This is a genomic window from Thermithiobacillus plumbiphilus (assembly GCF_038070005.1).
In the GTDB taxonomy this organism is placed as follows: domain Bacteria; phylum Pseudomonadota; class Gammaproteobacteria; order Acidithiobacillales; family Thermithiobacillaceae; genus JBBPCO01.
Genome location: NZ_JBBPCO010000013.1, coordinates 1 through 13,218 on the forward strand (window position 1 = coordinate 1; position 13,218 = coordinate 13,218).

The window sequence follows — 13,218 nt, forward strand, 5'->3', positions numbered from 1 at the left end:
CTGCCAAGCCGGGTGCGGGCGGAAGCGGTCTGGCGCACCTTGTCGCGCAGCAGTTTCTGGAGCTGATGCCGCTCGGTGGCAATGTCCTGAAAGCGCTTGGGCAGAAAGTCGACGGCCCCGGCTTCCAGGGCGTCCAGGGTGGCGGGCGCGCCTTCCTGGGTGACCGAGGAGAACATCAGCACGGGCGTGGGACGCCGGGCCATGATGCCGCGCACAGCGCTGACGCCATCCATCACCGGCATCTCCACATCCATGGTGACGACATCCGGCTTCAGGGCCAGTACCTGCTCCACGCCCTGCTTGCCATTGGCGGCGGTACCGACGACCTCAAAGGTCCCATCGCCTTCAAGCATGTCGCGCAGGGTGCGCTGCATGAAGGCGGAGTCGTCTACGATCAGAACTCGGACAGGCATGGGCTTGCTCTTTTGAAACTTAGCGCATCAGGCCGTTGGCCATCAGCAGATTGGGAATGTCGAGGATCAGCACCACCCGGCCATTGCCGGTGATGGTGGCGCCGGCAAAGCCACGGATGGATTGCAGTAGACTGCCGACAGACTTGATGACGACCTCTTCCTGGCCGAACAGCTCATCCACCACCAGGCCCACCCGTTGCTCGCCAATCACCGCGACCACGACATAGGACTTGCCGTCGCGCTGTGAGCCGTGGCCGAGATGCAGCCATTGGCCAAGGTAGCCCAGCGGCAGCACTTCCTCGCGCACTAGCGCCACCTGCTGGCCATTGACGACGCGGGTCTGGGCCATGTCGAGATGAAAGATCTCGCGCACGAGGCTCAGCGGCAGCGCAAAGGTCTGGCCACCGAGCCCGATCATCAGGGTCGGGATGATGGCGAGCGTCAGCGGCAGGCGGATCAGGAAGGTAGTGCCCTGCCCCAGCCTTGAATGGATGTCGATGGCGCCATTGAGCCGGGTGATGTGAGTCTTGACCACGTCCATGCCGACGCCGCGGCCGGAAATGTCGGAAATCACTTCCTTGGTGGAGAAACCCGGCGCGAAGATCAGGTTGAAAGCCTGGCGCTCATCCAGACGGCTGGCGCCATCCTCATCGAGCACGCCCTTTTCGATAGCCTTGCGCTTGAGCTGCTCGGGGTCCATGCCACGCCCGTCATCGGCAATGGTGATAAGGATGTGATCGCCTTCCTGCTGGGCGGAGAGCACCACCCGGCCCTGGGCGGGCTTGCCGGCGGCGATGCGCTGCTCGGGGGTCTCGATGCCGTGATCGACGGCATTGCGCACCAGATGCACGAGCGGGTCGGCAAGCTCCTCGACCAGGGTCTTGTCGAGATCGGTTTCCTCGCCTTGCAGTTCGAGCTCGATTTCCTTGCCCATGTTGCGCGCGATGTCGCGGACCAGGCGCGGGAAGCGTCCAAAGACCTTCTTGATCGGCTGCATGCGGGTCTTCATGACCGCAGCCTGCAGGCTGGAGGTCACCAGATCGAGATGCGCGGCAGCGGCTTCATGGCCCTCTGCTTCGGTGCCATGGCCAAGCGTGAGGATACGGTTACGCACCAGGACCAGTTCGCCGACGAGGTTCATCACTTCATCAAGGCGCCGGGTATCGACGCGGATGGTGGTTTCCTCCTTGGCCGCTGCCGGGCGCAGCAGATCCGGGTCTTCGGCAGGTGCGGGCGCAGCGGCTTCTCGGGCCGGCCGGGCTTCCATGCGCTCTACAGGAGCAGCAGGTTCAGGCGCTGGGGCAGGGTTTGGCGCAGGCATGGCCGGCAAGGCGGCTGCCGGCGCGGGCACCTGAGGGGCTGACGCGCCTTTGCCGTGCAACCGGTCCAGCAGGGCATCGAATTCTTCTTCGCTGATTTCATCCCCGGCGGCCGGGATTGCTGCCGATGCTGCATCAGGGGCTATGTTGGCTTTCTGTGCTTCCAGAGCATCGAGCAGGGCTTCGAATTCCGTCTCGCTGATCTCGTCCTGCGCGGCATCGGGTGCCGGATCGGATAAGCGTGGCGCCGGGACCGGCTCGACTACGACAGGTGGCACTGGCGCCCTGACAGGCTCCGCAATAGTCACCACCGGAGCCGGTTCGGCGACCGGCGCGGCCTCGGCCAGGGCATTGAGCTTCGCCATCAGATCGGGCGAGGCCGGGGTCATGGGCTGACCGGCGGCCACGGCGTCGAGCATGCCCTTGACGGCATCATAGGCAAACAGGATCACGTCCATCATGTCGGTGGACAGGACGCGCTCGCCCTGGCGCAGGCCATTGAAGACGTTCTCGGCGTGGTGACAGATGTCGACCAGGGATTCGAGATTGAGGAAGCCGGCGCCGCCCTTGATGGTGTGAAAGCCACGGAAGATGGCATTGAGCAGGTTCCTGTCGTCCGGCCGGCCTTCAAGCTGGATGAGTTGCTCGTCGAGCTGGGTCAGGAGTTCTCCGGCCTCGACCAGGAAGTCCTGCAGGATGTCTTCCATCCCCTCTGCGTGATACATGGGCATTCCCCCTTAAAATCCGAGACTCGACAGCAGTTCGTCCACTTCGTCCTGACTGGAGACGACATCCGTGCGCGACTTCGGGTCGATCTGCGGGCCTTCCAGCTTTTCGCCCTGCCTTTCGGGCGTTTCCCTGTTGCTCTTGAGCGCAAAGGCCTGAACCAGATGCACGAGTTGCTCCTCGACGGTCTGCACGAGCTGGATGACACGACGGATGATCTGGCTGGAGAGATCCTGATATTCCTGCGCCATCATGATTTCGGTGAGATGGGTGCGGGTGAACTCGCTGTCCTGACGCGCCCGCTCGAGGTAGGACTGCATGCCCTGGGCGAAGCCGGCGAAGTCCTGCGGCGCCATTTCGCGGCTGTAGAGCTTGCTCCAGGCATCCAGCAGGACTTCTGCCTCCTGGATGGCCGGATCCTGCAGGGGAATCAGCAGTTCGACGGCATTCATGGTGCGGTGGGCGGCCTTCTCCGTCATGTCGATGACGTGCTGCAGACGCGCCTTGGCATCGGGGAGCTCGTTTTCCGCCAGGTCCTTGAGACCGGGATCAAAGGACAGCTCCTGGATCGACTGGTGCAGGTCGCGGGTCATGCGGCCCAGTTCCTGGAACATGTCACGGTCATGGACCCGGGCCAAGGCCTTGAGCGATTCAGCGATTGCGTCCTGGTCGTCCTGGTCCAGCGCGGCATTGAGGGCTGTAAGGTGTTCCCGGATTTCCTGCTTGTTATTTTGCATTGTTCATCCTTTGGCAGGCCGGAATCAGGCGTTCAGCCGCTCGAAGATCTTGTCCAGCTTGGTTTTGAGCGTGGCGGCGTTGAAGGGCTTGACGATATAGCCGTTGACGCCGGCCTCGGCTGCCTCGACGATGTTTTCGCGCCTGGCCTCGGCAGTCACCATCAGCACCGGGATGCTCTTGAGCTCGGGGTCCATGCGGATGGCGCGCAGCAGTTCGATACCCGGCATGTTGGGCATGTTCCAGTCGGTGACGACGAAGTCATAGGGATGATTCTTGAGCTTGTTCAAGGCCACGTCGCCGTCCTCGGCTTCGTCGGTATTGTTGAAGCCCAGCTCACGCAGCAGATTCTTGATGATGCGGCGCATTGTCGAGAAATCGTCCACGATGAGAATTTTGATGTTCTGATCCAAAATCCGGTCCTCTTAAAGTGCTTTCTGATAAACGGTATGTACACCGAAACGCCGGACCTCCAGGCCCGGAACCCCATCCTTGGGGGTTTCCGAAAAGCCGGTCAGCAGGAAGCCACCAGGCGCAAGGCTCGCGGCGAGGTTGGTGAGAATGCTGCGCCGGGCTTCGGCATCGAAATAGATCAGGACGTTTCGGCACAGGATGATATCGTGCAACCCGCTGGTGCGCACTTGCAGAGGGTCCATGAGGTTTCCGCGGCGGAAGCTGACCCGCTGACGCAACTGGCTGACCGGCTGCCAGCCCTGCCCCGGCACCTCCTGAAAATGCTTTTGCAGCATTCCGGCCGGTAGATGGCGCAGAGCGTAAGTGCCATAAATGGCCGCCTGAGCCTGCTGGATGGCCTGCGGCGAAATGTCCATGCCAGTCACTTCCCAGCGGAGACCGATAGGGAGGCCGGAGCTTTCCTGCAACAGGATGGCCAGGGTATAGGCTTCATCGCCCGAAGAGCAGGCCGCGCTGAACACCCGCAGATTACTGTCCCCGCGCTGGCGCTTGGCTGGCAATAATTGAGGCAGCAACTCCCTGGTAATCAGATCAAGCTGCGAGGCCTCGCGGAAAAAATAGGTTTCGCGGGTGGTCACCAGGTTCAGCAACACGTCCCATTCGCCATCCGCGCCGTCGAGGCTGGCGAGGTGACTGGCATAAGCATCGAAACTGTGCAGTGCGAGATCCTTCAGACGCTGTCCAAGACGGTTTTCCAACAGATAGCGCTTCTCCTCGGGAAAATGCAGCCCGCTGCGCTTTTCGATCTGCTGACGCAGACGTCCGAAGGCTGAGTCACTGAGGGCAAGCTGTGTACTGCTTTGCATCATGGCGGTCCGATTGGTTTCTATAGGGGTTTACGGCACACATTCAGGAAACTGAAGGTTGGGCTCGCGACTTTTTGGGCCGACCACGCGAGCTCTGCACAGGCGCGCCGCTTGTATCCATCCAGCCCTGAAGATGAGCGCGCAGCCGCAGAGTGGCCTGACTGAGGATCTGGCTGGCACGCGACTCGCTGACATCCAGCACCGCGCCGATCTCGCGCAGGTTCAACTCGTCCTGATAATAGAGACTGAGCACCAGGCGCTCGCGCTCGGGCAGACTGATGATGGCGGCCTGCAGGTCGCCCTGAAAGCGGTTGCTTTCGAGAATGTCCTGCGGGCCGGAGCCGCTGCTGGAGACATGGCGGTCCAGAAATCCGTCATCTTCTGCATCATGCAGATCTTCCAGATGCAGAATCTGCGCGCCACGACACTCGGCAAGTATCTGATAATATTCATCCAGACTGATGCCCAGCGCCACGGCGACGGCCTCGCCGCTCGGCGGATGACCAAGCTGCTGTTCGAGCCGCTGCATGACCTGCTGGACCTGACGCGCCTTCTGGCGACTGCGCCGGGGCAGCCAGTCGTGCTGACGCAGTTCATCGAGCATGGCGCCACGCACCCGCGTTACGGCATAAGTCTCGAACTGGGCCCCCTGCCCACCCTCGAAGTGCCGGGCGGCATTGAGCAAGCCGATCATGCCGGCCTGGATCAGGTCATCGAGATCCACGCTCGGTGGCAGCTTGGCCAATAACTGATGGGCAAGGCGTCGCACCAGTCCGGCATGCTGGCGCACCAGGGTATCGACTTCCTGGGCTGGATCAGGCAGGAACTGCGGCAGGCTCATGCGGAAGCTTCATCCAGCAGGTTGTGGCTGCCAGCGATCAGGCGCTCCATGAAGAATTCCAGGCGCCCACCATTACCCACCGGCATGGGCCAGCGCTCGGCGGTGGTAACCAGACGGTGGAAAGCCTGGGTCGAGGGCGCATTGGGGAAGGCGTCCGTCACCGCGCGCTGGTGCTGCACGGCACGACGCAGCTTGGCATCGAAGGGAATCATGCCCATCAGGTCCAGCGAGACATCGAGGTAGCGATCCGCCACCTGCAGGATTTTGTTGAAGAGTTCGCGGCCTTCCTGGGCATCCCGCACCATGTTCGCCAGCAGGCGAAAACGGCGGTGGCCATAGTCACGGCTGAGCACCTTGATCAATGCATAAGCGTCGGTGATTGAGGTCGGCTCGTTGGAAATCACCACGATGATTTCCTGGGCGGCCAGGCTGAAGGTGAGAACGCTGCTGGAGATACCAGCGGCGGTATCGATCAGCAGGATATCCAGGGGTAAACTGAGATCACCGAAGGACTGTACCAGGGCCGCCTGGGCGCGCAGATCAAGCTCGGCCATGGCCTGTATGCCACTGGCCGCGGGCACGACATGGATGCCATGCGGGCCCTCGACCAGCACTTCCTCCAGCGTCTTCTCGCCGCGCACCACATGACTCAGATTGAAGCGCGGTGCGAGATCCAGCAGCACGTCGATATTGCCGAGACCGAGATCGGCGTCGAGCACCATGACCTTCCTGCCGTACTTGGCGAAGGAAACCGCCATGTTGGCGACCACATTGGTCTTCCCCACGCCCCCCTTGCCGCTGGCCACCGCGATGACACGTACTGGTTTGTTGTTGCGCATACGGCGTAATCCTTCCGCCTGATCCATGGCATTGTCTCTCGGATGCTGTGGTTAGAGGGAGTAAGCGGCGAGGCGCATGCGCTCGCCAAAGGGGGCATCAGGTGGCATACGCTCGGCCGTTGTCCGGGCTGGTTCCTGATCGCTGGGGAAAAGCAGATCCATGACAGCACCAAGATCCGCTCGATGCAGGTCCTCGGGCACCCGCTGGCCATCGGTGTAGAAACTCAGCGGGAGGTTATGCTGCAGCAGGAGATCCATCACCTCGCCAAGCTTCGGCGTTTCGTCGGTTTTGCTGATGATGCAGCCCTCCAGTCCCTGCTGGCCGTAGGCATCCATGACGAGTTGCTGATGGGCGCGCCCGCCGGCGGCATTCAGGACCAGCACGCGCTGGATCTGCTGGCGCGGAGCGGCAAGGATGGCAAGTTGCTTCTTGATGCGCTCATCGCGCGGGCTGAAGCCCACGGTGTCGATCAGGATGAGCTTTTTGTGATCCAGGGCGTCGAGGCGCTCCTGCAGGGCTAGGCCGTCCTGCACCACTTCCACCGGAATGCCGAGGATGCGGCCATACACGCGCAACTGTTCGGTGCCAGCGATACGGTAGGTATCAGTGGTCAGCAGAGCCACCTGATCGGCACCGTATTTCAATGCAAAGCGCGCGGCGAGCTTGGCAATGGTGGTGGTCTTGCCCACCCCAGTGGGGCCAAGCAGAGCGAGAATGCCGCCCTGGTCGGCCGTCGGACCGACCAGCTTGAGATTGGCCTCGAGATAGGGGCGCAGCAGGCCGGTGCTGTCGCTGGCCTCCTGACTACCGGAGGCAGCGAGGATCTGGCGCGCCATGCGGGTGCTGAAACCAAGCTGGATCAACGGCATCAGCGCATAATTGGGGGCTGCGGCTTCCGGCATGCGCACCGGCTGCGGCGCCGGCTCGGGCTGTGCTATCGGCGCTTCGGGCATCTGCAGGCGGGTTTCCACCATCCGGCGCATCTGCTGCAGTTCATCCTTCAATGCGGCGATGGTGGCCAGGGTGCTGTCCTCGGCCGCAGGGGCCTGGGTAATTGGTATGGGCGCGGGGCGCTGCGGGGCAGCCGCCACAGGCGCCGAGACCGGTGCTGCAGAGGCCTGCACTGGCTTTGGCACGCTCGCGGCTTCGACTTTCACCGGTGTCGACATGGCAGGTGTGGCGCGTGGGGCGGGCTTGGTAGTTTTGTCCTGAACGCTTTTCAGGCGGGCAGCGAAGGAAACCTGCTCCTCGGCAGCGTCGGTGACTGCTACGGGTACGCCGAGATTGGCATACTGGTCAGCCTTGCTGGGCCTTGCCGTAGGCGCTTCCTCGCGGCGCGCCGGTACGGGTGCGGCCACCGGGGTTGGTGCAGGTGCCGCCTCCCGTGCCTCTTCTTCCAATAGCGCCGCCTCGTCGAAATCGATGGCGGTGATGATCTCCACCCCGCCCTCCACCTGCCGGTTGGACAGGATGACAGCATCCGGGCCGAGGGCCTCCTTGACCTGGCGCAGGGCCTCGCGGCTGCTTTCTGCATAGAATCTTTTAATCTTCATCCCTGGCCTCCCAAGACCCTGATCATCTTAACTGTCCGGCTTTCCGGAATTTCTGCGTAGGAAAGCACATGTAACTGGCTGGCGGCCCGGCGCAGGAAGCGCGACATCACCTGACGGATGGGTGCGGGTACCACCAGCACCGGATTCATCCCCATGTTCTCGAACTCCTGCACCGCCTGAGCGCTCTGTGTGAGCATGCGCTCGGCGAGTCCCGGCTCCAGCGCCGTGCCCTCGCCCTGACCGGCTTGCAAACTATTTAGCAAGATCTGTTCCAGGTTCGGGTCCAGAGCCATGACCTGCAGTTCGGCACTGGCGGGAAAGAGCTGCTGCACGATGGCGCGGCCCAGGGCCACGCGCACGGCGGCCGTCAGGACGTCAGGATCTTGGCTACGGCTGGCGTGATCCGCCAAAGTCTCGACGATGCTGCGCAGATCGCGGATGTGCACGCCCTCCTGCAAGAGGCTTTGAAGCACTTTTTGAACCGTGCCCAGCGGCAGCAGCTTTGGCACGAGATCCTCCACCAGCTTCGGCGCGCTTTTCGCCAGATGATCCAGCAGATGCTGCACCTCCTCGCGCCCGAGCAGCTCCTGGGCATGGGCATTGATGAGCTGACTGAGATGCGTGGCGACCACGGTGGCGGGATCCACCACGGTGTAGCCCAGCGCCTGACCGCTGGCCTTGAGATCCGGGCTGATCCACAAGGCCGGCAGGCCAAAGGCCGGGTCCTGAGTCGGCGTGCCGGGCAGCTCGCCCAGGACCTGCCCCGGATTGATGGCCAGCAACTGGTCCGGATGAATCTCCCCGCCGGCGATCTGCACGCCCTTGAGGGTGATGCGGTAGGCGCCGGGCGCCAGTTCGAGATTGTCGCGGATATGCACTGGCGGCACCAGGAAGCCCAGATCCTGGGCGAATTTCTTGCGTACCGCTTTGATGCGACCCAGCAACTCTCCCTGCTGGTTGCGATCCACCAGCGGGATCAGCCGGTAGCCAACCTCAAGGCCCAATGGGTCAACCGGCACGATGTCATCCCAGGTGATTTCGTTGGACTCGGCCGGCGCTGCCGGCGCTGCCTGGGCCGTAGCCTCGGGTTTGGTCGCCGCTAACTGGCGTTGCTGGCGCAGGTAGTAGGCCCAGGCTCCCAGAGCCAAAGCGAGGGTGAGAAAGGCGAAGTGCGGCATGCCCGGCACCAGACCCAGCAGGCCGATGATGCCAGCAGTCAGGCCCAGCACCTCGGGACGGGTGAAGAGCTGGCCAATCATTTGCTGCCCAAGATCCTGCCCCGTGCCCACCCGGCTGACCACCACGCCCGCTGCAGTGGAGATGATAATGGCGGGGATCTGGGCGACCAGGCCGTCGCCAATGGTCAGTAAGGTATAGGTCTGGGCAGCCTCCATCATGGGCAACCCATGCTGCGCCACGCCGATGATGAAGCCGCCGATGATGTTGATCACCATCACCAGAATGCCGGCGATGGCGTCCCCGCGCACGAACTTGCTGGCGCCGTCCATGGCGCCATAGAACTCGGCCTCCTGCGCCACTTCCGCGCGACGTTTACGGGCCTCGTCCTCGCCAATGAGTCCGGCGTTGAGATCGGCGTCGATGGCCATCTGCTTGCCGGGCATGGCGTCCAGGGTGAAGCGAGCGCCGACCTCGGCGATGCGCCCGGCGCCCTTGGTGATCACCACGAAATTGATGATCACGAGAATGATGAAGACCACCAGCCCCACGGCGTAATTGCCGCCCACCACGAAGCTGCCGAAAGATTCGATCACGTGCCCGGCGGCGTCCGGGCCATTGTGGCCATGCATCAGCACCACCCGGGTGGAGGCCACGTTCAGCGACAATCGCAGCAGGGTGGCCATCAGCAGCACCGTCGGGAAAGCGGCGAAGTCCAGGGCGCGCACGGTATAGAGGCTGACCATCAGCACGATCAGCGACAGCACGATGTTGAAGGTGAAGAACAAATCCAGCAGGAAGGTCGGCAGCGGCAGAATCATCATGCTCAGGATGAGGATGATGAGAATAGGCCCGGCAAATTCCTTCAGCGGCATGAACTTCAGTGCGTTACGCAGGGCGTCATTCATTGGGCATTACTCAGGGGGTCGAGATCCGCCGGCACATCCAGCTCGCGCGGGGCCTGGGGCGCGGCGCCGCCTTGCTGCTTGTAAACCCGCAACTGGTAGACATAGGCGAGCACTTCCGCCACCGCCGTATAAAGGGCGGCGGGGATTTCCTGGCCGATATCGCTGTTGTGATACAGGGCGCGCGCCAGCGGCGGCGCTTCAAGGATGGGCACATAATGTTCCTGCGCCACTTCCCGGATGCGGGCCGCCAAAAAGTCGGCGCCCATGGCGACCACCTGCGGCGCGCGCATGCCGCCATCCTTGTAGCGAAGGGCCACGGCGAAATGGGTCGGATTGGTGACCACCACGTCGGCAGTCGGGATCTCGCTCATCATGCGCTTGCGCGCCGCCTCGCGCTGCAGGGCGCGGATGCGGCCCTTCACATGCGGATCTCCGTCACTTTCCTTGGACTCCTGCCGCACTTCCTCCTTCGTCATCTTGAGCTGCTGATGATGGGACCAGAGCTGGAAGGGCACGTCCACCGCCACCACCAGCGCCGTCGCGGCGGCCAGGATCAGGAAGATGCGCAGGGCCAGGCTGCCCAGATGCGTAGAAGCCTGACTAAAGGGCTCGTTGGCCAGCGACACCAGATCCATGCGCGCATCCCAGAGCACCCAGAGCGCCACGCCGCCCACCGCCAGCAGCTTGAGGATGGCTTTCACCAGCTCCATCAGGGCGTGCTTTGAGAACATGCGCCCCAGCCCTTTGGCCGGGCTGAGCCGGCTGAAGTCCGGCATCAGGGCCTTTGAACTGAAGATCCAGCCGCCCACCAGGAAATTGGGGAGAATCACCGCCAGCAGGAGCAGCAAAGCCAGCGGCGTGAAGATGACAGCCATTTTGGAAAGAGGCGCCGCAGCCGCCGTAAGCATCAGGGCCGGATCGAAGGCCGCCTGACGATCGATATGCAGACCCTGTTCCAGCATTTCAGCCATGGCTCGATACAAGCCCGGCCCCATGGCCATCAGTCCGCCAGCCGATGCCAGCAGCACCATCCCGGTGGACAGTTCGCGAGACCGGGCCACCTGGCCCTTGTCCCGCGCCTCCTGTTCTCGTCGGGGGGAAGGACTTTCGGTTTTTTCCTGGAAGCTTTCTTCGGCCATGCCTGCTCCACGTTCTCCGGCCGCTCAGCTCAGGACCTGCAGGAAGGCCTCGATGGTCCGCAAGCCCTGACCCAGCCCGCCAGTAAGAACGGGCGTCAGGTAAGGCAGGACCACCACCAGGCTCCAGAACCCCAGTCCGAGCAGCAGCGGGAAACCAATCACAAAGATATTCAGTTGCGGCGAGTCCTTGCTGAGAATCACCAGGGCGATATTGGTCACCAGCAGCACCGCCATCACCGGCAATGCAAGGATGATGCCAATGCGGAAAATAGCGCCGCCCCATTCCACCAACATACGCCAGGCCTGGGGGTCGACGCCCTGCCCCAGCAGGATCGGAAAGGCCTGGAAGCTTTCGGCCAGGGCCGCGATCATCAGGAGATGCCCGTTGGTCGCCAGGAAGGCCAGGGTCGCCAGCAGCGAGAAGAAATGCCCGATCACCGGCGTCTGGGCGCCGTTCTGCGGATCGAGCAGCGTGGCGAAACCAAGGCCCATCTGCAGACTGATGACCTGGGCGGCGTACTCCACTGCGGCAAAGACGATGCGCATCACCAGTCCCATCGCAGCACCGATCAGGATCTGCTGGGCGATGATCAAAGCGCTGGCCACGGACAGGGCCTCCACGGCCGGCATGGGCGGCAGGAGCGGCGCCAGCAGGATGGCGATAACCATGGCAAGGCCAATGCGCAGGCGGATGGTGATCTGGGGCGCGCCAAAAACTGGCGCGGTGGACAGCAGGGCAAGGATCCGGAAGAAGGGAAAGAGATAGGCGCCGACCCAGGCGGCCAGCTCGGCGCTGGTGAAGCTGATCATCAGCCGATCGTGTTCGGAATGTTTTCGATCAGGCGCCGGGTGTAGTCCATCAGCAGGCGCAGCATCCAGGGGCCGGTAAGCAGCAGCACAAAAGCCATGGCGACGACCTTTGGAATGAAACTCAGGGTCATTTCGTTGATCTGGGTGGCGGCCTGGAAGAGGCTGACCAGCAGACCGGCGGCCAAAGCCGTGAGCAGCAGCGGCGCGGAAATCAGCAAGGTGAGCTGCAGCGCCTGCTGGCCGATGGTCATGATCGTTTCAGGGGTCATCATGTGTAGAAACTCCGGGCAAGGGAGCCGATCACGAGGTTCCAGCCATCCACCAGAACAAATAGCATCAGCTTGAATGGCAGGGAAATGGTCACCGGCGACAGCATCATCATGCCCATGGACATGAGCACGGCCGCCACCACCATGTCGATGATCAGAAAGGGTATGAACAGCAGGAAGCCGATCTGGAAGGCGGTTTTCAGTTCCGAGGTCACATAGGCCGGCACCAGCACCTTCAGCGGCGTGACCTCGGGCGACTGGATAGGCTCGCTGCGCGACAGGCGCACGAACAATGCAAGATCATCCTGGCGCGTCTGGCCCAGCATGAAAGTGCGCAGCGGCGTGACGCTGCGCTGCATCGCCTCCTGCATCTCGATCTGGTTCTGCATCAAGGGCTGCAGGGCAGTGTTGTTGATCTGATCGAACACCGGCCCCATCACGAAAAAGGTCAGGAAAAGAGACAGGCCCACCAGCACCTGATTCGGCGGCGTCTGCATGGTCCCAAGCGCCTGGCGCAGCAGGGCCAGTACGATGATGATGCGGGTGAAGGCGGTCATCATCAGCAGCACCGCCGGCAGGAAGGTCAGGGCCGTGAGCAGCATCAGGGTCTGGATGCTCAGGCTGTAGGTCTGCCCGCCGCCCGGCGCCGGGGTGGAGGTAAAGGCCGGCAGGCCATTGGCGGCCTGAGCGAGCACAGGCAGCAGACCCAGCAGGAGGGCCAGGATTGCCAGGCCGGATTTTTTCAGGAGCGGATTAAACATCTTTCTTCTCACGGGCCTGCAGGGCTTTTTTCAGCCAGTCCGGGAATTGAGGAAGGGTTTCCTGCGCACCGAACTGCGATTCATCCAGAGGTTTGGAAAGCACCAGCAAGCTATTGATTTGCGTGGCTGTGACGCCGAGCAATACCTGCTCCTCACCCACTTTCACCAGCACCACGCGCTCACGGGTACCCAGCGGCAGCATGGCGAGCACCCGCAGGGGGCCCCTGCCGGTCCAGCCTGCGGGCTGCAGACGGCGCATGCCCCAGGCGGCCAGCACCACCGCGCCGAGCACCACACCAAGTCCCAGCAGCACCTGCAACAGGCTCCAGAACGATACCGGGGATGCCGGCGCAGCGCTGGCCGCCAGCACATCCAGGCTCAGCGTGCTCAGAATGAGTGCGCCAGTGCCCATCAATAGGGGTTTGGCGCTTCGATGAAGGTTTACTGT

The 13,218-nt window shown here is 62.7% G+C and carries 14 protein-coding genes; all 14 read right to left on the reverse strand.

From position 1 onward, the window contains the following. On the reverse strand, positions 1-413 hold a 413-nt coding region (locus WOB96_RS12335), incomplete at its 3' end, for a response regulator (RefSeq protein WP_341371598.1). A gap of 19 nt (positions 414-432) precedes the next feature. Then, positions 433-2,457 (reverse strand): chemotaxis protein CheA, encoded by a 2,025-nt coding sequence (locus WOB96_RS12340; protein ID WP_341371599.1) that lies wholly within the window; start codon positions 2,455-2,457, stop codon positions 433-435. Positions 2,458-2,469: 12 nt separating this feature from the next. Beyond that, the gene (locus tag WOB96_RS12345; protein ID WP_341371600.1) at positions 2,470-3,195 is read right to left on the reverse strand and encodes a protein phosphatase CheZ; all 726 of its coding nucleotides are present in this window, start codon (positions 3,193-3,195) and stop codon (positions 2,470-2,472) included. Positions 3,196-3,219: 24 nt separating this feature from the next. Next, positions 3,220-3,606: a chemotaxis response regulator CheY gene (cheY, locus tag WOB96_RS12350; protein WP_341371601.1), complete on the reverse strand. Its 387-nt coding sequence runs from the start codon at positions 3,604-3,606 to the stop codon at positions 3,220-3,222. A gap of 12 nt (positions 3,607-3,618) precedes the next feature. After that, positions 3,619-4,473 carry a CheR family methyltransferase gene (locus WOB96_RS12355; RefSeq protein WP_341371602.1) on the reverse strand — a complete coding sequence of 285 codons (855 nt, stop codon included), beginning with the start codon at positions 4,471-4,473 and terminating at the stop codon, positions 3,619-3,621. A gap of 43 nt (positions 4,474-4,516) precedes the next feature. Then, a complete protein-coding gene (locus WOB96_RS12360; RefSeq protein ID WP_341371603.1) occupies positions 4,517-5,314 on the reverse strand; it encodes an RNA polymerase sigma factor FliA in 798 nt (265 codons plus the stop codon). Beyond that, positions 5,311-6,153, reverse strand: a complete 843-nt coding sequence (locus tag WOB96_RS12365) for a MinD/ParA family protein (RefSeq protein ID WP_341371604.1) — start codon at positions 6,151-6,153, stop codon at positions 5,311-5,313. The genes WOB96_RS12360 and WOB96_RS12365 overlap by 4 nt, the downstream gene beginning before the upstream one ends. A 51-nt stretch (positions 6,154-6,204) precedes the next feature. Further along, positions 6,205-7,707 (reverse strand): flagellar biosynthesis GTPase FlhF, encoded by a 1,503-nt coding sequence (flhF, locus tag WOB96_RS12370; protein WP_341371605.1) that lies wholly within the window; start codon positions 7,705-7,707, stop codon positions 6,205-6,207. Beyond that, positions 7,704-9,791 (reverse strand): flagellar biosynthesis protein FlhA, encoded by a 2,088-nt coding sequence (gene flhA / locus WOB96_RS12375; protein ID WP_341371606.1) that lies wholly within the window; start codon positions 9,789-9,791, stop codon positions 7,704-7,706. The genes flhF and flhA overlap by 4 nt, the downstream gene beginning before the upstream one ends. Beyond that, entirely contained in the window at positions 9,788-10,930 is a 1,143-nt protein-coding gene (gene flhB, locus WOB96_RS12380) for a flagellar biosynthesis protein FlhB (protein ID WP_341371607.1), read from the reverse strand. The genes flhA and flhB overlap by 4 nt, the downstream gene beginning before the upstream one ends. 24 nt (positions 10,931-10,954) lie before the next feature. Continuing rightward, entirely contained in the window at positions 10,955-11,740 is a 786-nt protein-coding gene (gene fliR, locus WOB96_RS12385; protein WP_341371608.1) for a flagellar biosynthetic protein FliR, read from the reverse strand. Further along, positions 11,740-12,012, reverse strand: a complete 273-nt coding sequence (fliQ, locus tag WOB96_RS12390; protein WP_423229748.1) for a flagellar biosynthesis protein FliQ — start codon at positions 12,010-12,012, stop codon at positions 11,740-11,742. Before fliQ ends, fliR begins: the two co-directional genes overlap by 1 nt. Then, a complete protein-coding gene (fliP, locus tag WOB96_RS12395; protein ID WP_341371609.1) occupies positions 12,009-12,770 on the reverse strand; it encodes a flagellar type III secretion system pore protein FliP in 762 nt (253 codons plus the stop codon). The genes fliQ and fliP overlap by 4 nt, the downstream gene beginning before the upstream one ends. Then, a complete protein-coding gene (fliO, locus tag WOB96_RS12400) occupies positions 12,763-13,182 on the reverse strand; it encodes a flagellar biosynthetic protein FliO (RefSeq protein WP_341371610.1) in 420 nt (139 codons plus the stop codon). Before fliO ends, fliP begins: the two co-directional genes overlap by 8 nt. Positions 13,183-13,218 lie beyond the last annotated feature (36 nt).